General features: G+C 56.3%; 18 protein-coding genes. 10 read left to right on the forward strand and 8 right to left on the reverse strand.

The features are described 5' to 3' along the window. Nucleotides 1-48: 48 nt before the first annotated feature. The 3 genes from GYN01_RS01180 to GYN01_RS01190 all read left to right on the forward strand — a co-directional run bounded on the left by GYN01_RS01180 (nt 49) and on the right by GYN01_RS01190 (nt 2,348). A complete protein-coding gene (locus GYN01_RS01180) occupies nt 49-855 on the forward strand; it encodes an ABC transporter substrate-binding protein (protein ID WP_048365377.1) in 807 nt (268 codons plus the stop codon). Between the two features lie 74 nt (nt 856-929). Further along, nucleotides 930-1,658 (forward strand): amino acid ABC transporter permease, encoded by a 729-nt coding sequence (locus GYN01_RS01185; RefSeq protein WP_048365376.1) that lies wholly within the window; start codon nt 930-932, stop codon nt 1,656-1,658. 3 nt (nt 1,659-1,661) lie between these two features. Beyond that, complete coding sequence (locus GYN01_RS01190; RefSeq protein ID WP_048399383.1) at nt 1,662-2,348, forward strand: amino acid ABC transporter permease; 687 nt, start codon at nt 1,662-1,664, stop codon at nt 2,346-2,348. Between the two features lie 53 nt (nt 2,349-2,401). On the opposite strand, the gene GYN01_RS01195 is transcribed toward GYN01_RS01190, so the two are convergent. From GYN01_RS01195 to GYN01_RS01220, 6 genes are all read right to left on the reverse strand, one after another. Beyond that, nucleotides 2,402-7,189: an RHS repeat-associated core domain-containing protein gene (locus tag GYN01_RS01195; RefSeq protein WP_203306472.1), complete on the reverse strand. Its 4,788-nt coding sequence runs from the start codon at nt 7,187-7,189 to the stop codon at nt 2,402-2,404. Nucleotides 7,190-7,233: 44 nt separating this feature from the next. Then, nucleotides 7,234-8,250 (reverse strand): hypothetical protein, encoded by a 1,017-nt coding sequence (locus tag GYN01_RS01200; protein WP_203306473.1) that lies wholly within the window; start codon nt 8,248-8,250, stop codon nt 7,234-7,236. Between the two features lie 438 nt (nt 8,251-8,688). Then, nucleotides 8,689-9,024, reverse strand: a complete 336-nt coding sequence (locus tag GYN01_RS01205; RefSeq protein WP_048365373.1) for a DUF3325 domain-containing protein — start codon at nt 9,022-9,024, stop codon at nt 8,689-8,691. Nucleotide 9,025: 1 nt separating this feature from the next. Next, entirely contained in the window at nt 9,026-10,564 is a 1,539-nt protein-coding gene (locus GYN01_RS01210) for a PepSY-associated TM helix domain-containing protein (protein ID WP_048399381.1), read from the reverse strand. Then, nucleotides 10,561-10,851, reverse strand: a complete 291-nt coding sequence (locus tag GYN01_RS01215) for a hypothetical protein (RefSeq protein ID WP_048365371.1) — start codon at nt 10,849-10,851, stop codon at nt 10,561-10,563. Before GYN01_RS01215 ends, GYN01_RS01210 begins: the two co-directional genes overlap by 4 nt. A gap of 137 nt (nt 10,852-10,988) precedes the next feature. Beyond that, entirely contained in the window at nt 10,989-13,247 is a 2,259-nt protein-coding gene (locus GYN01_RS01220; protein WP_203306474.1) for a FepA family TonB-dependent siderophore receptor, read from the reverse strand. Nucleotides 13,248-13,610: 363 nt separating this feature from the next. Between GYN01_RS01220 and GYN01_RS01225 the strand changes: the two genes are divergently transcribed. After that, on the forward strand, nt 13,611-13,952 hold the full coding sequence (locus GYN01_RS01225; protein WP_048399378.1) for an FKBP-type peptidyl-prolyl cis-trans isomerase: 342 nt from the start codon (nt 13,611-13,613) through the stop codon (nt 13,950-13,952). A 172-nt stretch (nt 13,953-14,124) separates the two neighbouring features. Next, nucleotides 14,125-15,105: a DUF1615 domain-containing protein gene (locus GYN01_RS01230; protein WP_238936066.1), complete on the forward strand. Its 981-nt coding sequence runs from the start codon at nt 14,125-14,127 to the stop codon at nt 15,103-15,105. 6 nt (nt 15,106-15,111) lie between these two features. Here the strand turns inward: GYN01_RS01230 and GYN01_RS01235 are convergent, their stop codons facing one another. Further along, nucleotides 15,112-15,336, reverse strand: coding sequence for a hypothetical protein (locus GYN01_RS01235; RefSeq protein ID WP_048399377.1), 225 nt, complete (start codon nt 15,334-15,336; stop codon nt 15,112-15,114). Between the two features lie 155 nt (nt 15,337-15,491). Continuing rightward, complete coding sequence (locus GYN01_RS01240) at nt 15,492-16,838, reverse strand: aminotransferase-like domain-containing protein (RefSeq protein WP_203306476.1); 1,347 nt, start codon at nt 16,836-16,838, stop codon at nt 15,492-15,494. An 86-nt stretch (nt 16,839-16,924) separates the two neighbouring features. On the opposite strand from GYN01_RS01240, the gene GYN01_RS01245 reads away from it, so the two are divergent. The 5 genes from GYN01_RS01245 to GYN01_RS01265 all read left to right on the forward strand — a co-directional run bounded on the left by GYN01_RS01245 (nt 16,925) and on the right by GYN01_RS01265 (nt 20,179). Continuing rightward, nucleotides 16,925-17,890, forward strand: coding sequence for a threonine dehydratase (locus GYN01_RS01245; protein WP_048399373.1), 966 nt, complete (start codon nt 16,925-16,927; stop codon nt 17,888-17,890). Between the two features lie 76 nt (nt 17,891-17,966). Further along, complete coding sequence (locus GYN01_RS01250) at nt 17,967-18,368, forward strand: hypothetical protein (RefSeq protein ID WP_048365538.1); 402 nt, start codon at nt 17,967-17,969, stop codon at nt 18,366-18,368. Between the two features lie 119 nt (nt 18,369-18,487). After that, nucleotides 18,488-18,820: a hypothetical protein gene (locus tag GYN01_RS01255; RefSeq protein WP_048365365.1), complete on the forward strand. Its 333-nt coding sequence runs from the start codon at nt 18,488-18,490 to the stop codon at nt 18,818-18,820. Nucleotides 18,821-18,917: 97 nt separating this feature from the next. Then, a complete protein-coding gene (locus tag GYN01_RS01260) occupies nt 18,918-19,508 on the forward strand; it encodes a UPF0149 family protein (protein WP_048365364.1) in 591 nt (196 codons plus the stop codon). Next, complete coding sequence (locus GYN01_RS01265; protein ID WP_203306477.1) at nt 19,505-20,179, forward strand: GNAT family N-acetyltransferase; 675 nt, start codon at nt 19,505-19,507, stop codon at nt 20,177-20,179. The genes GYN01_RS01260 and GYN01_RS01265 overlap by 4 nt, the downstream gene beginning before the upstream one ends. Nucleotides 20,180-20,240: the final 61 nt, after the last annotated feature.

A 20,240-nucleotide genomic window follows, 5' to 3' on the forward strand; every position in this document is an offset into this window, starting at 1 on the left:
TCCTGTAACACTCTCCTCATAACGATTCCAACTCATGATGAGAACGAAATGAAGAAAATCACTGCCCTCACCGCTCTGACCCTGGCTGTACTGTCTGGCCTGGCCCATGCTGATCGTCTGGATGACATCAAAAAGGCCGGTGTGCTGCGTGTGGCGTCGTTCGACAGCAACCCGCCGTTCGGTTTTGTGGATGCCAAAAGCAAGCAAATCGAAGGTCTGGACGTCGATTACGCCAAAGCCATCGCCGACAAACTGGGCGTGAAGTTGCAGTTGCAGCCAACCAACCCGGCCAACCGTGTACCGCTGTTGGTGGCCAATAAAGTGGACTTGGTGCTGGCCAACTTCACCATTACGCCGGAGCGTGCCGAGCAGGTGAATTTCAGCATTCCGTATTTTTCGTCCGGCCAGCAGTTCATCGTTAAAAAAGGTACGCTCAAATCCCCCGAAGACTTGAACACCTGGCGCGTAGGTGTCGACAAAGGCACGGTCAACGAAGGCGTGCTGCGGGCCAAGTACCCCGGCGCAAAAGTGGTGGCTTACGATGACACCCCGTTTGCGTTCACTGCGCTGCGCAACGGTAACGTGCAAGCCATTACCCAGGACGGCCCCAAACTCATCGGCTTGCTGGCCAACGTGCCGGACAAGGACAAATACGAAGTCCCGCCCTTCACTATTTCCAACGACCTGATTGGCGTGGGCATCCCCAAAGGCGAAACGGCGTTGACCAACGTGGTCAACGAAACCCTGCTCGAACTGGAAGGCAAAGGTCAGGCGCAAACCATTTATGACGCCTGGTTTGGCCCAACCACCAAAACTCCGCTGACCCGTCTGTACACGATCGGCGACAAACGCTAAAACCTGCGCGTTGTATCGTTAAGCCCGTCACGGTCAACCGGACGGGTTTGTTTGTTTCTGGATGGACGTTGTTTATGTTCGGTGAACTGCTTGCCCCGCATTACCTGCATTGGCTGCTTGATGGCTTCGTGCTGACGCTGATCCTTTCACTGCTCACCTGTATCGTCGCCACCGGCCTTGGGTTTTTGTTGTGCCTGGCGCGCCTTTCGCCTTCACGGCTGTGGTCATGGCCGGCCCGTGCTTATCTCTCACTGTTTCGCAACACACCGCTGCTGGTGCAGTTGTTTTTCTGGTATTTCGGCGTCACGGCGATGCTGCCCGAAGGCCTGGTGATGTGGCTCAATCAGCCGCGCAGCCTGTCTGTGGGGCTGTTTGAGATTGAATGGCCGTCGTTTGAATTTCTGGCCGGGTTCTGGGGGTTGATGCTCTACACCGCGGCCTTTATCTGCGAGGAGTTTCGCGCGGGGGTCAGTTCAGTGCGCATCGAGCAGCGGGCTGCCGGGCTGGCCCTGGGTTTGACCGGCACGCAAGTGTGGCGTTACATCGTGTTCCCACAGGCTTTGCGCACCGCGCTGGGGCCTTTGTTGGGGCAATACATGAATGCACTGAAAAACTCATCACTGACCATGGCGATTGGCTTGGCCGAATTGTCTTATGCCTCGCGCCAGGTCGAGACTGAAACCTTCAAAACGTTTCAAGCGTTTGGTTTTGCCACCCTCTTGTATGTGGCGAGCATTGCGTTGATCGAAGTGATCGGCCAAAGGGTCGCCCGCAGCAAGTGGTACAAGCAGGGAGTGGTGTAAGTCATGGACTTCTCGGTCATTAGCGACAATCTGTCGTACTTTTTGCTCGGGGCTTATCCCGATGGCCCGCTGGGCGGTGCCGCTCTCACGCTGGTGTTGAGTGCGCTGTCAGGCATTATTTCTGCGCTGTTAGGGCTGGTGCTGGGTGTAGCGCTGGTGATGATGCGCGGCGGGGGGCGCTGGGTGTTGCTGGGCGTACTGGGGTTTCTTCGCGCGATCCCGGTGGTGATGCTGATTTTCTGGAGCTACTTTCTGCTGCCCATTGTGTTCAAGGTGGATGTGCCTGCGCTGGCCACGGTGGTGTGTGCGCTGTCGTTGATCGGCGGCGCGTACCTGGCGCACTCGGTCTATGCCGGTATCAGCGCGTTGCCGGCTGGGCAGTGGGCAGCGGGCAAAGCGCTGGGTTTGAGCCGTTGGCAGGTGTTGCGCCTGATTATCCTGCCGCAAGCCCTGCCCATGATGCTGCCCTCCTTCCTCAATCAATGGATCTCATTGATCAAGGACACCTCACTGGCATATGTCATCGGCGTCGGCGAGCTGTCGTTCGTAGCCACTCAAGTGAGTAATCGGGTGATGGTGCACCCGACCGAGATTTACCTGTTTGTAGCGTTAGTGTATTTCGTGTTTTGCAGCAGCCTGGACATCATCGCCAATCGCTGGGTCAACACCAAAAAGCCTTCTCACGCTTGACAGGCCGTGCACGCCAACCCCGCAAGGGCATTGGCGTGCTCCATTCACGGGCGTTAAAGGGCATGCCTGATGGTATCTGCCCGATCTTCAAGGTCTTCAAAAAATGCCACCAGGGGCAGCGTTTTATCCGAGCCGGACGGGTTGTCGCCAGAAAAATGAGCTCCCGCGTCCGTCACCCAAGTGCCCAACTGTCCCAAGGTTCTTGGCGCCTCATGGCTCGTCACAAACTCACTGATATTGCCATAGTGCTTATGTGCAGCCTTGAATCCGGTGAACGAATAGCGTGCGTAATCGACAACGGTCTTGGCGTGTGAAACTGCGATCAACTGCTTATGCAGCTTATTCAAATGTTTAAGCCCCCCATTACCCCGCACAACCGTGCTGGTGTTTGCCATCGGCCGCACAGCGCTGGTCGCGATCGTACCTGACCATGTTGTGTGGGTGGCGGCCTTGCCCACTCGATCAATTGTTTGAGTCAGCGCAACACCGATGCCCTTGTTAAAGGCTTTCCCTATCACCCAATTGGCACCCGATACACCGCCTAAGGCCAGGCTGGCGTAGGAGAAGACTTTCGCCACGGTTGTATCGGGAGCCAACTCGTCGAGCACAGCTGAAGCAATCGAAATACTAGTGGACACCACCTCATAAATAACACTGATGATCGACTTCAGCGAAAGTACGAGCGAGGACGACGCGGCGCCAAACGTATACAGGGTGAGTGCCAGGGAGGCCAGTAAAAGCGCGATGGTGATACCGAGTTTCACGCCTTGCGCCGTCGTAATATGGCCGGTCGGATCGCTGAAGTTTATCGGGTCGCCCAGGCAGTACGCGTAGGCATTGAACCCGCCACCATCAAATACGCTCAAGCTGTCGGGGGAGTGAAACCTCATCAGTATCGGGTTGTAAGCACGGTAACCATTGCCCAGCAAATAACAGCCGGTGACCGGGTCGGGTAACTCGCCATTGAACCCAAGCAATGAACTCATGCCATCATCAAGCGGCCTATTGCCATAAGGTGTGTAGGCCAAGTGAGCATCCCCTCGATGTGAAAGTACGTGCAAGACACTTCCCTGGCTATCGGTGCCCAGTAACGCGCAATCATCTGCGCTCATCTGAGCCATCGCGTGGCTCCCCTGATGAAAATAACTGCACGTCTGCTCACCCTGAACCTCATTGGCCAGTGAGCCCTCATGGTAGAAGCACTCCTTGATCAGGCCCTGCCCTGGTTGAATACTCTGAAGTTTGTCCATTGGGCTGTAGCTGTATTCCACCAGCTTGCTCGATTCCGGCAATTGATCCACCCCCACCGAGCACAAGCCACCCAATGCGTCATACGTCAGCACGCGACCCCATTCATCAGTGAGCTGATGACCGTCAGCGTCGTATTCAAATCGACGGTTCATAAACGTGTAGTCAGGATGACTGTGGGTCAATTGGCTGAGCTGGGTTCGATCGATGTAGTCATAACTAAACGTTGTGACATCCTCATCGCCCTCGAAGCAGGTGGTTAACGAACGAATGTTGTCGAGGTAATCGTAGGTATAGTCCTGGGACACAATGACGTTGCCCAAAGGGTCGACCGGAGCTTGCGGGCCGCTGCACGTGTACCTCTTCAAGCGCCCGCGTAAATCATACTCATAGGTTTCATCGCGCAGCACCGCTGGGCCTTCACTCAAGGTTCGCCGCTGGAGTTTGTCCTGCACAGTAAAGGCTTGCTCAAGGACTAACCGGCGATTGTGTTCCAGGATGAACGTACGACGAATTTCCCGTGCGAAATCATCCTGTACAAGCTCGGTCACCAGTCTGCGCCCTGCCTGAGTGTCGTTGACGCTCAAGGTCTTGAGCGCCCCACGCGCATCGTAGCCATAAACACTTTTAACGGGGCCTTGTTCAACTTCAGACAACCGCCCAAAAAGGTCATAACGAGAGTGACGAGTGCTCCCCGTGATATCAGTGAAGCTGATCGGCTTACCCATTAGCGAATAGGTGTATGAGGATTCAAAGCGCTTGTCCCCGATCACATACTCTTTGCTCTCAAGCTTGCCCGATGCGAAGTAAGACAAATTTTCCTGGCTATAGGGGTTGGACGCTTGAAGCAATTGGCCATGCGGCGATGCTCGATTGAAGGTGGTGGTCAAATCCGAATCCCCCTCCACGGAACGCCGGGCCACCTCTCCTTTGCAAAGCGGATCAAGTGTGAAGTGGATTATTTTCCCGCTAGCACAGGTTTTGCTCGATGGCTCTGCGCGCCCGCGTTCGTAAGTAAAACGCTCGGTTCGTCCACCGACTGTCGTACTGCTGATGCGCATTAATGCATCGTAAGTGCGTGTACCCAATACGTAGTCATTGGCTTTTATCTGCGTGGGGTAAGGGCCAATACTGCGTGGCGAGTAGAGCCGCGTGATCACGGTTCCCTCGGGCAATACCGACTGAATCAAACGCCCAAAGACGTCATAACTGAACTGGTTGATCAGCCCTGGCGGGCTGAGCGTTTCCACACACCGGCCCAATCCGTCATAAGTGAACCGTGTTTGGCCCAGCGAGCGGCCTTGGGTATCAATACGTTCAACACTCGCAGGCTTACCGAAGACGTTATTGACCGTGACAGTTTTACCTGCCCCCTCCAGCCATCGTGTATGGGTGCGGGTTACAGGATCATGCGCTTCGTGGGTCACCGTGCCATCGGGGCCTGTTATCTGTGAAACATTGCCCCACTCGTCATACCTGAACGCAGTGCGCACTGTTTGCGCCACTCCCTCAAACCAATCTGTGGTGAACTCTTCACTGAGTTGCCCCGCCTCTGTGTACACCGCGCGATAAACCTCGCGTAATGGTTTTTCAGCACCGCCATGGTCAAGGTCTTGCACCGCCACATGCACCTTACGACCCAGGCCATCAACGGTGGTGATGTGCTGCGCACCACGCGAATTTAAAAGCGTTTGGTGCGCCTCCCCTTCTGCATCGGTTGGCAAGTGATAGGCGTATTGCCGGGAGGCCGGATGCGTTGGCGAGGCCACGGTTTCGCACTTCAAACGGCCTAATCCATCGTAGGTCGATTCAAGCACGCTGCGGTCGTGGTCACAGACTTTGACTTCTTGACCGCTCAATTCGTTGTACCAGACCTGCTGGATACATGAATGAGCATCGGCCTCCACACCCTGACTGACCCGCACACAGTCCTGATCCTGGGTGTAAGTGAACGTAAAGGTGGTTGAGGCGCCGCCCATAGTGTCGGTCTTGGCACTGACTTTGCCGTATTGGAGTTGCGTTGGATCACTCACATAGCGGTACGTCGTGCGCACCAGGGGGTCAGCCGTGCCGACTTCGTACAACTCATCACTGAGCAACACTAGAAAACGCTTAGAACCGCCTTGAAGAGAAGGCAGATCCGCGTAGGTGTGCAAGATTCGCGTGGTGGGGGCAGCTCTGAAGTCAGGTGAGGGGATGACTGATTTACTTTTGAGGAAATGCACAAACCCGCCGGGGTTCGCCGGACAACCGGCCTCTCCCGCAGCGGCGTAATAGGTATTGATCTCTCTGCCGCCTGTCGGGTTCTGAGTTTCCAATAAATTACCTGACGAATCGTAGGTCGTCCGGGTGATCTCGGTACGTACGTCTTGAGGACTGCGAAGATCGTAGTAGGAAACCGACAGGCTTTTTTGCAGTTGGAAAATAGCCGGTTGTTCGTTAAAACTTCTCCCTTCTGCATCGTGGTAATCAATCAGCTTGCGCTGCACCTTAGTGCCGACTGTTGTCACCTGCGAGATCATCAGGTGAAACCGGTTATAACACCTCTCAATACGCGTGGACTGTGCCCCTGCAACCACGGTTTCAGTCGACGTATACACATAGTCACTGGCGTTTTGGTAAAGATAATCTTCGTTGTCGCTCCAGACATACCCCGCGCCATAACCAAAATAATTATGCCTTGAAAACTCATACTGACGAACGACCGCGGGTTGCCCGGCGCCGGGAGCAATACGCCAGGACGTCACAACAGGCACGGTCTCAACCGGCGCGCCAGAAGGTAATGCATGACCATGAAGGTTATAACTCAGCGTTTCCACGGCCCCAGCCGGTGTCTGCACATGCGTCATCAGCAGCGCGGCCGATTCACTGGTTTGATAGTCAAATACCCAGTGGGCCGCTTCCCTGCCGTGGGGCGTGGTCAGTGATATTTGACGCAGCCAGTTATCGCGGATAACAAAGTGAAATTTACGTCTTTGTGGCTGACTGTCGGGCCACAGCGTAAGGCCAGGCTGGCTATCCCAGTTGTTATCGCTCTCATATTCAAGCCTCAACAAAGACTGATGTTGATCGCGAAGTTCTCGCAGTACCCGTTGGCCCTGAACAATGCTGTAGAAGAAAGAAATATAACGCCCTTCGGGAGAGAAGATTCTTGAAGGCAGCCACTCGTCATCGTCTTCACTGGGGCGCGTCAGTTCTTCAACCGTGCCATTTTTATGTTCAATGACCCAGGTGTCTTCATGCATATGAACCTTGACGGTATCGAGCTTCTTGTCTAACAGACTGACCGTCGTGCCGTGGGTATGTACGTGGTAACACGTCCCTGAAGACAAAGACAGTTTGTGGTTCGTCCGGTTGTACGAACTCAATGGCAAAGACCAGCCCGTTCCCAATCCTGAGTTTCGGCTATTAAACGCGCTGAAAACCAGCGCTAGCGGTACGGTCGGCCCGCACAAGCGATTGCCCAGTACTTCATTCAACGCCAGGTTGCAACTATAAGAACCGGTGCGAGGGTCCACACCGCTTTGAATAAAACTCGAAAAATTGAACGCACCAGAATGCAGCGTTCCCGACCCTTTATTTGATGTATTCATTGATTACTTCCGTGTGCCTTAAAGTCATGCCTCTGCCTAACCGCTCACGCTTGAACTATTAACCTGGGTGGCGACTCATCAGAGGACACAATTCGGACCGTGTGTAGATTGCCGTATATGTCAATGAGGTCCAGTCGCCAATGGTCATGTTCTTCTCTGACTTGAGAGCGCCCACCTTTCTTCGCATAGCTCACCAGCAACGTCAGTTCGCCGGGAACGTCATAATATTTAGCGACCGCATGTGGCATTTCGAAGTTCTGGTACCGCCCATAATAACCAGGGCTCGCATTTAAGTAAGCCGTCGCATAATAACCCAAGTAATCAGGGTGCTCGCTCAGTTTTAAAAACGTAGAGGGATACACTTCGTATATCCTTGCGATGCCAATACGTTGATTGTCCACCACCATCCGAAGTGCATAAACATCCACCTTCGCAATATTGGCCGAACGATAGGGCCTTTGAGCCACGTGTTTGATATTAACGTGATGGGCCTGATACACAGCAGGTAACACGGCATTCAGTGTCAGGGTTCCAAACTCGGTTTTTAATCCCGAATAAAACACTTTACCGTCGTGCCGTGTAATAGAGGCCGACAGTGAAATAGAAGACGAGGCATTGGTGCTGACGTAAAACTCACGCACGGAGAATTTCCCCCCCTCCAGCCCGCCCTTGATGGGCCCATGATAAGGGAATGGCGTGAAGCGGGGATCGTGGTCATACACAAACGCCCAGACTTCAGCATCCCTTGATTGCACCACACCCCATTCCAGAGGTTTATGGGTGTGGGTGTCCACCAACGTAAGAGAAGCCAAACTCTGTTCATCAATATCAACCGGCATATTCAGTGCATTGGTCACACGAATAAGCACCCGCACCTTCACTTGCTGGCGTCCATTACCATAGAGCGTGTTTCCACCGTTAGCGGTGATGATCTGGAAGTCTTTTACCGCCTCCCACTGTTCGTGACCTGGCGAGGGGGCGACATCCCTCGAGGCGGGAAGGCGCTCATCAAACGAAGTATTCAATACCTCTGCCTGTTCTGGCCCTGCGTTAATATCCATATTTAATTCTGTCCGTATCCTTATGTTTGAATGACGCTGCCTGATTAGAACCGCCCCTCAGCAAATCACCGAAAGACACCGTCACATCAACTGCGCAGCGTGTATAAACATCAGATTAGAACAAGTTGAATACTCACCAAACAAAGACGACCCAGCAGAAATCCTGCATCAACACTTGGCCACCTTCAGTTCAAGCAGACATCCCCCTCAAATCACGCAGACAACGCATATAACTGCGTAGTCTTTTAAGACCACGGTATCAAAACAAGCATACGAACAACGAAATAATACTCAACGCCGACTTTCACTACAAAAACCACATTCAGCAGCAGACACATACTACAGCCATCGTCCACACCGTTTATGCTGCGCGCCGGTTATTAGAACCGTTATATAAAGTTGGCGCCCGATCTTATTAATACGGGGCGCCCTCAATAATCAAAGAACCGTTACAATTACTGCCCACACCGGCACAAAGCCCAAAGGCAGCCAAACGGCCAAACGCGGTCGATAAGGCAACACCATCAGCAAGCCAAAGCCACTGAGCGAAAGCATGCCAAACCACCCTATCGGTCCCATCGCCCACCCCCAGGCAAGCCCGCAGAAGTAAAAGCTCAGCGCCAGGCTGCACCAACCTGCTGCCCGCAACAGATGCCTCAACCCCTCAGGAGGGACTTTTTTCCACACTTGTTTGTAGTGCCGCTCCAGCCCCTGACACAAGGCAAGCATGCCCATATAGGCAAAGGCGAAAGCTGCAAAGTAATGCGCCAGCATCTCAATTCACCTCGGCCAATTGCGCCGCCTTTTTGCGCGGAACGCGCTCAACAACCGGTTGCGCGACTTTCCAGCAGGCCCACAACAACAATGCCCCCATCACGACAGCCACCAGCTCAACGCCCAGGCGGCTGGGCAATGTCCAAGGCTGATTGACGGTGAGCAGGCTCAGCAGCGGTAACGTCATGCACATCACACCGGCCAACCCCAATTGCTCACGCCACGCCTGCATGCGTGGCCTGAACAACGCGTGGCCCAGACTCAATGCCCACACGCAAAAAAACACATTCAGCTCAGCATCACTGCGCTCGGCCAGGCTGACCGGTAACAGACGATTCCCCCACAGCAGGCTGATACAGGCCAGGCTCAAGCCAGCCATGACCGTGACGTTAATGGCCTCGACCAAGCGATACAGCACCTGCGCGACCTGGTTTTCACTGGCGTATTTGCGCCGACGCTTGACGGTGAACAGCACCAGCCCGCTGGCGATCATCGCACTGCTGATCACGCCGCAAATAAAGTACAGCCAGCGCATCGGGTAGCCGCCGAATTGAGCGAAGTGCAGACCGGAAATAACCTTGTGCGTGAGTACACTGGAACGCATGTCGGTCGGGCCGGACAACGGCTCACCGCTGACCCCGTCGAACCGCATGCCCTGACCTTTGGCCAACGCAATGCGGTTACCCAGCAGGGGGCGTATCTGAATCTCTGCGTTACTTTGCCCGGGATTAGTAATGCTGACACTACTCAAAGGCCCCATCACCTCACGGGCCTTGCTCAATAACGGCCCCAGGGCCACCAAAGGTGCAGGCTCAATCGCGGCCGCGTGCTTCACCTCAAGCGCGGGTGACGTGCGGTCCTGGGCTTTGAAAAACGCCTCGCGGTTGCCATCAAACAGCGCGTCCATCGCCGCGGGCATGTAGATCACCAGGAAAATCGCCAGCCCGCTGTACGTAATCATTAAGTGAAACGGTAGCAACAACACCGCGCTGGCATTGTGAGCGTCCAGCCACGAACGTTGACCCTTGGCCGGGCGAAAGGTGAAGAACTCCTTAAAGAATTTTTTGTGAATCACAATACCGCTGACCAGTGCCGCCAGCATGCCCATCGCCAACGCACCCACCAGATAAATCCCGAGCATGCCCGGCATGTGCAAGGTGAAATGAAAGAAGAAAAAGAAAAAACCGCCTGCTGTTTCACGCACCGGCAACACTTCGCCAGTGCTCGGGTCCAGCGTCACCGACACCCCGTCGCGGCGCCCACCGGTCGAGGCTTGCAGGGCCGGCGTGCGTTCATTGGGCAAGCTGATGCCCCACTGCTTGGCGTCAGGCGTGTGCTCACGTAAATAGCCCAAGGCGCGCTCGGCCGCTTGTACGTCAGTTAAGTGATGCGCGGGCAGTTCGGGTTGCATCCAATTGTCAATTTCCTGATCGAACACGGCCAGGCTGCCGGTCAGGAAAATCACGAACAACAACCAGCCCACGATCAGGCCACCCCACGTGTGCAGCCAGGCCATGGATTGAGTCAGGGTCTGTTTCATGCAAGGCGCTCCAGCAGTTGTGGCCAAAACCCGATGGCCGCCAACGGCAGTGCAAGCACCGCGCCCATCCACGCCGACCATTGCCGTTTAGCAGCAAAGGCCCAGAGGATGGCGAAGGTGTAAATGACGAATGACAACAGACTGGCGACGATCAACGCGTCCACGTTGTCCAGTGGTAATAACCGGGCCAGCGCCGCCGTAAAGGCATAGGTAAAAACATAACCGCCCACCAGTGCTGCCAGTGTGCGAGAAACAATGGGTACCCAGGCCGATGTTGCGAGTTTCATCGTGTTAAATCCTTCATTGCGCGCCAGCCACGGTTTTGCCAGTGCCAGATGTGACAACGGCGCGGCACCCGTAAAAAGGTGTCGCGCCTTTAAATGCCGGCACTGTCGCAAGCACAGTGGTTAGGCGATTGGGATGATCAGAACGAGGTGGTCACCGATGCGAAGTAAGCGCGACCCGGCTCGTTGTAAGTTTGGGCGCCCGCTTCATCCGAGTTGCCTTTGCGGTACAGCTGTTTGTCGAACAGGTTATTGATGCCCAATCGCACGCTGAGATTTTTGTTGAACTCATAGCCCCCGCTCAACCCCACAAGACCGTAGGGGTCGATCGGTTGTTGAACTGATTTGTTGAGTTCTTCATTGGCGCGGTTATTACGTTTAGGGGCTTCCTGTTTGCCGTAGTACGTCCCGCTGACCTGAAACGACAGCTTCTCGGTGGCGTACCAGTCCAGCGTCGTGTTGACCGTGTACTTGGGAATGATACTCAACGGATCGCCGGTTTCCTTGTCTTTGCTCTCGATCATGTAGGTCAGGTTGGTGTTCCAGTCCAGGTCCTCCCGCAGATTCACGAACAGGTTGCCTTCGATCCCCTGAACGATGGCTTTGCCACTGTTATCCCATTGGTAGACACGGCGACCATTGGGCAAACGGTAAGCCGCTTCGTTGCTGGCGTTGATCTTGTTCTGATAGTCATTGCGGAAATAAGTACCGCTGGTACGCCATGTGCCTTTGTCGAAGGCCAGGCCAATTTCTTTATTGACACTGATTTCAGGTTTCAAGCCCGGGTTACCCACCAGGTAACACCCGCCGATATTGACTTCGACCGAGCTGCAACCGCCTCCGCGGCTGTACAACAGGTAGTTGGGGTTGGACTGATACAAGTTCGGGGTTTTGTACGCGCGCGCAATGCCGCCCTTAATGCTCAGCTCGTCGGTAATTTGATGCGAAGCATTGAGGCTCGGACTCCAGTTACCGCCAAATTCGCTGTGATGGTCGAAACGCACACCTGGGGTGATGATGGTTTTGGCACCGGCCTCAATGTTGTCTTCCACATAAAATGCATAACTGTTGGCGGTGGTTTTGGTTTGCGTACGGTCCTGCCCCGCAATACCCGGCGTACCATCGCTGCCCGGATCCCAGCTCTGCGGACGCAACGAACCTGGATCATTCAATGACTCATACAAGTACTCGCCACCTACAGTCAGCACCTGCTCCGTCAACACGCTCAACGGCACGTTGACCTCGGCCGTTGCGCGCGTGTTGCGCAAGCGTGACTCGAACTTACCCGCACTCTCGGACGGCGCGCCTTCACCGTACCCGGCCAGGCCTTCGTTCAGACGGGCATTACGGGTCAAGTCATGGGTTAACGAGGCTTTGCTCGATCCCCAGTCAAACGAGCCGTTGTGAGTGGCCGAGAATGTGCTGCGTTGCAGGATGCTGGTTTCTTTACCGGTCAAACTGTTTACGTAATCACCGCCGCTGTTGAGCATGGTGTCGCCGGCAAAGATGTTGCCCTGACGGCTGTAACTGGCTTCAAGATCCAGCGATTGTTCGGGGGTGAACTGCCAGCTGAGCAAACCATTGATGTCTTTGTTGCGCACGCCTTCACGGCCTGCAACCACACTGTCGCGCGAAGCCTGCTCGTCAGTGTTGATAGCCGCGTCATCCGCGTCGGTTTTGTTCATCCCGCCATAGACGCGAAACACCAGATCGTCCGTGATCGGCCCGCTGAGGTTGAAATTGGTACGTTTGCTGATACCTTCAGCGTCGTCTTCCGGGGCCAGGTAGTAGGCGGTCAACGAGCCTTTAAGCTTATCGGTAGGGCGTTTGGTGATGATGTTGACCACCCCGCCCATCGCGCCCGAGCCGTAGCGTGCAGCAGCTGGACCCCGCAAGATTTCGATGCGCTCAACTTCTTCGGCAGGCACCCAGTTGGTTTCACCACGGGTGTCGCGGTCGCCGCTCCAGCCATAACGCACCGCGTTGCGCGACGAGGACGGTTTGCCGTCAATCAGGATCAAGGTGTTTTCAGGGCCCATGCCCCGCAGATCAATCTGGCGATTGTTGCCACGGCTGCCACTGGTGCTGTTGCCGGTCAGGTTGACGCCCGGCTCACGGCGCATGATCTCGGAGAGGTCATTGGCGGGCGGACGCTTCTTGATGTCTTCGGCGGTAATGATGGACACACCAGGGGCTTGCTTCAGCTCTTGGGCGGCGGTGCCCAGAACGCGAGTTTCTTCCAGCTCCAACGCCTGCTTTGTGCCATCGACCGGTAAATCAGTCGCCTGTACCGGGACTTCATCGCGATCACGTTCCAGCACATCGGCGAGTAACGTGGGTGATGCCAGAGCGGCCACAAAAGCGAGTGACATTTGACTGCGTTTGAATCGAGACGACATGTCCAGTTGATCCCTTAACAATGGAGTGTGCTCAGCAGGCGTAAGACTGGAATCGCATGCGCGAGGCTCTAAAAGGGCCTAATGCAGATGAGCTTTTCCCGGCGCTGCCAGGGCACTAATAATAACCAGTCTCATTTGAGAGTAAAGCGCGAATGACAATGCAACTCATTATTAAGTTCCCTAGCCATCACTCGATTCACACCTTTGCCCGATAAAAAAGGTTGCTGGGGCACGCCAAGTCTGAGAAAACGCCCTCCTGCTCACGCTAAGGAAGACGAACTGCAAAGTTGTTACATTTTGTGTATTGATTGCGTTTCCTCACGACATCGGCAATACACCCTTCCCACTTTTTGAGAAAACAGCATGACCCACGAACTACACATCACTGATCTCACAGTGGGCGACGGTAAAACCGTGGTTAAAGGTGCACTGATCACCACCCATTACACCGGCTGGCTCGCAGACGGCACGGTGTTTGACTCCTCCCACTCGCGCGGCAAGCCTTTCCAATGCGTCATCGGCACGGGGCGCGTAATCAAGGGCTGGGACTTGGGACTGATGGGCATGCAGGTCGGCGGCAAGCGTGCACTGAAGGTGCCTGCGCATTTGGCCTACGGTGAAAGAAGCATGGGCGCGCATATCACACCGAACTCTGATCTCACCTTTGAGATCGAACTGCTCGAAGTGCTGACGCGCGACGACTGACACGCAGCAGCAGGTTTTATGTTTTTTAGGGAGATAGCGCTTGGTGAATCGATTTGGCCTGCACTTTTTATCACTTATATCGTTGGCTGTTATTGCAGGTTGTAGCAGCCAGAGCACGCAGACAGGCCCCCACCTGACGCCTGAACAAACGCGGGCACGAGTCGTGCAACTCATGCCGTCTACAGTCCCGGACCGTCAGGGGTGGGCAGCCGATATCCAGGTCGCCTTTGTTGCACAAGCACTGGCCCCCTCCGACGAGAACTTGTGCTCGGTACTGTCGGTTACCGAACAGGAGTCGACGTTTCAGGCCGATCCGCCCGTACCGGGGCTGGCGAAAATCGCCCGCACTGAAATCAACCGCCGCGCCAGCAAACTGCACATTCCCGAATTTCTGGTGCGCAGCGCGCTGAACATCACCTCACCGACAGGCAAAACCTACAACCAGCGCCTGGATGCGGCCCGTACCGAAGGCCAGTTAAGCGCCATTTTCGATGATTTCATTGGCATGGTGCCGCTGGGCAGCACGCTGTTTGGCAGCCTCAACCCGGTGCACACAGGCGGACCGATGCAAGTGAGCATCGCCTTTGCCGAGCAACACGCGCAGGAATACCCGTACCCGGTGGCACAGTCGATTCGTCACGAAGTGTTCACCCGGCGCGGCGGTTTGTATTTCGGCATCGCCCATTTGCTGGGTTACCCCGTCGATTACACCCAGTCGCTGTATCGCTTTGCTGACTTTAATGCGGGCTGGTACGCCAGTCGCAATGCCGCCTTTCAGGCTGCGGTGAGCCAGGTTTCAGGCTTACCGCTGGCGCTGGATGGTGATCTGACCATTCCGGGGTCCTACGCCGTGGGATCGACTGAGCGGGCCGTACGGCTGCTGGGTAAACAGCTGGGCCTCAATGACAATGCGATTCGGCGTCAACTGGAGAAAGGCGACAGCCTAGCGTTCAATGACACCACTCTGTACCGGCAGGTCTTTGCGCTGGCGGACCGCCAACAAGGCACCCCGCTGCCCCGCGCCGTGCTGCCGGGCATTACGCTGCAAAGCCCAAAAATCACCCGCAACCTGACCACCGCCTGGTTTGCCAAACGGGTCGATGAACGGCGCCAGCGCTGTATGACACGTGCCGCGGCTGCTCCCCTCAAATAGCCTTGGTCACAACGTGTACTGCTTGAACAACTCTTCCTTGATGATCAGCAGTGCATCTTCGTAGTAGCGCTCGCCTCTTGCCTCGCTGAGCAATACCGAGCGCACGCTGCCTTCGCCGGTGCTGGGGGTGTGCTCGCAGGTCAGGTAAAACTGCGCGGTGTCGGGCTTGAATTCCAGGTAATAAAACAGCTCGCGACCTTCACGGTGCCAGTAACCAATTTCTCTGCGCATAGGGGCCTTGTGACGGATCAATTGCAAAGGTGACAACGGCTTGCGTAGCCGTTGCCGAAGGTAAGGTTCGATTGCGAAGCGATCCTAAACCCGATGACCGCGTTGTGCCAGATGCGCCAGATCACAGGGTGTTCGACCGCTGCGTGCCCTGCTGTTCAGCGGTGACTCAAGCGTGCAGCCACGCGATGCAGCGCCACACTCAGGCTTTGGGCATTGGGGGCTGCCGTCAAGCTGATGCGCACGGCATTGGCGGTGGTGGATTTAACCGCAAACACTTGGGCGGGCACCCCCTCTATGCCTGCCGCACGCCACGTGTGCACCAGCGGTGTGTCACCGTCTGCCAGCTGGAGCCAGATGTGCGGCGATGGGCTGTGGGTTTGTTCCATCATCGGGCCCAACAGTTTTTTGGCTAACCGCCAACGCCGCGTGACTTCGCCGGTTTGCCACGCGACGCGCTGTTGCGCGATGCCTTGGCTGATCCAGTGACAACCAATCGCCAGATTGATGGACGAAAGCCCCCAGTGCGCCGATTGAGCGTGAGGATCAATGCGTGCAAGCAGATCGGGGCTGGCCGCGATCCAGCCCAAGCGCAAACCCGCGCCCACTGTCTTGGACAAGCTGCTAATCAATACACCCTGTTGCGCCAGGTAGTGGCACAGCGGCGGGCTGAGGGTCAGCGCACCGTACACGTCATCTTCAACCACCCTGACCCCGTGATGCAGGGCAATCCGGGCAATCGCCTGTTTGCGCTCAACACTCATCACCGCTGAGGTGGGGTTTTGCAGCGTGGGCGTGAGTACGGCAATGCGCGCTCCGGTGGCGCGAATCATGCGGTCAAAGTCCTCCGGGACGATGCCTTGCTGATCAAGCAGTACGCCGTGCATCGGCAAGCGCAATTGCGCACACGCCGCTTTTATTCCCGGCGCGGCAAAGGCTTCGACCAACACCGGCTCGCCCGCCTGACACAGCGACAGCAACACGGTAAACAGACCCTGCTGCGCGCCGGTACACAACATGATGTGCTCAACGGGCAGTTGCAGGCCGCGCGCGGTGAGCCACGCTGCACCTTGTGCTCGCGCCATCAATAGATCGTCAGCGCTCAAATACCCTTGTAAACGCGTGGCCTGCCCCGTTTCGAGCAGCCATGACAGCGCTTGGGCATCCTCTTCGCTGGCGTGATCGATCGCCGGTACGTTGGTGCGCAAGTCCAGACGCTCGGGCCGAGCGTCGGCATGTTGCAATTTGAACAGCGTGGCTTCTTTGCTGCCGGCCAGTACATAAGTGCCGCGCCCCACTTCACCCGACACCAGATGACGCCGCGCCGCTTCGCGATAGGCTTGCAGGGTGGTGCTGGGGTTCCAGCCCAATGCCCAGGCCAAACGTCGTTGCGGCGGCAAACGCTCGCCGGGGGCTAACTCGCCGCTGGCAATGGCTTGGGTAATTGCATCGACCAACGCCAGGTAGCGCGGCAGCTGGGGGTCAATCAGGGTGGGCATCCACATTTATTGTCGGCCATGCAATATAAGGATCGGCCCATACAATGCTTCGTGCCTAGAATCGAGTCAAATCTTCGATAACGGTGCCCGCCATGTTTGATTTGAATGCTCTTCGCCTCGCTGCGCATACCGTTCACCAAAGCATTGCCCCCACCCCACAACTGGCCTGGCCGTTATTGGCTGAGCAGTTGGGCTTAACGGTGTGGGTCAAACACGAAAATCACACCCCGACCGGCGCTTTCAAAGTGCGCGGGGGGTTGCTGTATGTGCAGGGTTTACTGGCGCGCGAACCCGCCACTACCGGCCTGGTGACGGCTACACGCGGCAATCACGGGCAAAGCCTGGCACTGGCGGCGCGGCACATGGGCCTGACCATCAGCATCGTGGTGCCTGACGGTAATTCGCGGGAGAAGAACGCCGCCATGCGCGCCTTGGGGGCCAACGTGATCGAATTCGGCAAGGACTTTGACGAAGCCCGCGCCGAAGCCGCGGCACTGGCTGAGCGCCATCAGCTTCATCTGGTACCGGCGTTTCACCCTGACTTGATTCGCGGTGTCGCCACCTATGCGCTGGAACTGTTTGAAGCCGTGGCTGACTTGCACACCGTGTATGTGCCCATCGGCATGGGATCGGGCATTTGCGGGCTGATCCAGACCCGCGATCTGCTGGGGCTAAACACCGAAATAGTGGGCGTGGTGTCCCAGCATGCCGATGCATTTGCGCAAAGTGTCGAGCAAGGTCAGGTGGTGTGTACCGACACCGCCCACACGTTCGCCGACGGCCTGGCCTGCCGTCAGCCATTGCCTGAAGCGTTGGCGATCATTGCTCGCGGCGCAGCGCGAATCATCCGGGTGTCTGACCGCGAGATTGCGCAGGCGATACGCGTCTGTCATCAAACCACCCACAACACGGCAGAAGGCGCCGGAGCAGCCGCGCTGGCGGGCTTGATCAAAGAACAGTCGCAGCAACAAGGTCGGCGCGTGGCTGTCATTTTGAGCGGTGCCAATATCGATCGGCAGTTGTATGCAGGGATTTTGAGTGAAGGTTTCGATGCCTGAGCCATGACCCGCAGGCCACTGCTGCCGCGTAATCAGGCGCTCGGCAAAGCACCTCAATCTGGCTATGCTCAATGGCATGACTCCACCTTTAGCCATCCGCCAACCTTGCCCACCGGGTGTTTGCATCTGCGAGCGCGAACAGTTGCTGGCCGAAGTTGGCGCAGACCTGCGCATTCTCAAGCTCAACCGTCAGGCTGAAAAAGAGTTGTTGGAGCGTCTGGAAAATGTGCAAAGCCTGGATGAACTCGAACACTTACGCCGCCGTCTACAAGAACAGCTGGGGATTATGCTGACCCTGGAACCCGGCTTTAATGAGGTGAGGACCATGCGCGGCATCGCCATACGGCTGGCCGATCAACCCGGGCTGTGCCGAAAAACCCGTCAAACAATCCCCGCGGCCATCCGTCGTGCCCTGGAAAGACGTCCTGAGATTGCTTATCGACTGCTCGATGACCACGACTTGCTGCGCGACACCTAAATCGCTATTCGATACTCATTCACAAAAAAACCGTTATTTGCCCCGTGCTGGAAGATTTAACTTGCCTATGTGTCAACGCTGAAATATAAGCCCGTCTTTCACATTAATAGAGTCATCCCATGAGCACCGGATTCACCGAGGACGAAATGCGCAGAGCACTCGGCCTTGATACACCCACACCCCCTGCTACCCCTGCATCCAAGCCTGAACCCCAATTGCCTGAAATCGCCCCTCAGCCCGTCAAGGCTGCTGAGCGCGCGCCTGTAAAACGCAGAGGTCCGGTATTGCGCGTCACGATGAACGTGAGCAAAGAATACGATGGCGAAGTGACCCAGTTCATTCACGACTCGAAATCCCTGAGCCGTTTCGATGCTGAGCAGGAAGCCAAAAAAGCCTTGGCCAAAGCCAGGTTCAAATATTACGAATTGGTCTCGATCGTTAAAGTCGACTGAGCCATTCGGCACGCGCACTGGATTAACGCTGCCTCAAGCGCCATCCTGCGCGCCCTTTCAAAGCGCAACCCACCGCGCCCGGCACAGGAAACCGTCCATGCAAGTTCAACCCTTGAACGCTGCCGACTTCACGCTTATCGAAGACACGCTGCTCAAACACGGCAACGACCATAGCGTCCTCAATCCCAGTGAGCTCGACGGCTATTTCACGGCTCTGGTTTCAGGGCCCAAACACGTAGAGATCGAGGCGTGGTTCCCGGCGATCTGGGGCGGGCAGCATCCTGACTGGGAAAGCCCCGAAGAAGCCCGCCAGTTCTTCGACCTGTGCGTGCGCCACATCAACACGCTGGCACGCCAACTGGCTGAAGAGCCGCACGCGTTTGTGCCGCGTTGCGAGCAGACCGAACACCAGGGCCACACCGTGACCCTGGCCGAAGAGTGGTGTTTCGGCTACTTGCGCGGGGTGCAGGTTGCCAACTGGCCGCCTCTGCCTACCCCGCAGGCAGAATTACTGGGCGCCATTTCTGACTGCGCCGAACAAGACAACTTTGAACTGCCGGCCGATCTGGACGTCGCCTCTCACCAACAACAGGTCGCTGAACTGGCTCCGGCGGTGAGCGCCTTGCATGACTATTGGCTGAGCCAGCGTGCCCCAACACTTCACGCCCCGCAGATAAAGGCCCCATGACGCTTCTTACTCACTTTGATACGCCGGTCAGTGAACCGATCAGTAGCCAGATTTTGCAACGGGTCGTGGACCAGCTTACCGAGCTGAGCATGATGGAAATCACGCCGAGCAACCCGCTGTACAACCTTTACCAGTACGCCATCGGCTACGAAGTGCACTTATACCTGCAAGCGCTGGACGGCACTAAAGGAATAAGTGTGGAGCTGATCGTCGCGACCGATGCTCAAGCCCCGGATACCGTGACCGGCTTCGCCCTGTACCTGCCGGTCAAGGATGATCCTCAGGCCTGCGGTATCGCGTACATGGCCGCCAGCACCCCTGCCGTCACGCAAGCCATGGTGCAGCAGGTCATTGCACGTTACCCGCACACCGAACTCACGTGCAGTGTGCGCAACGTGGAGCAATACGAAGCGATGGGCTTTCAAGTACTAGGCTCCCGTGGCCCACGTGTGCTGATGAACACCCGCGATCATTGCACGGACGGGCTGATGGCCGTGCTGGATGTGTCGGCGGTCTACAGCTCTACCGAGGTGCGACAGATTCACACGTACCTGCTCAATCGCAACGGTAAAAAAGCGATGGTGGAGGCCGAAAAAAAGCGTGATCGCCAGATCGATCTATTGACGCTCAAAGCCCGCACTTTCGTGGCCGAACGGCTGGGGCGCGCGTAACTGCTCCCTGCTCAGGCGCGTGTCATCGCGCCTGAGTGTTGGCTCATGCGTCAGTGACGCC

This window comes from Pseudomonas weihenstephanensis (genome assembly GCF_016812185.1).
Classification (GTDB): Bacteria; Pseudomonadota; Gammaproteobacteria; order Pseudomonadales; family Pseudomonadaceae; genus Aquipseudomonas; species Aquipseudomonas weihenstephanensis.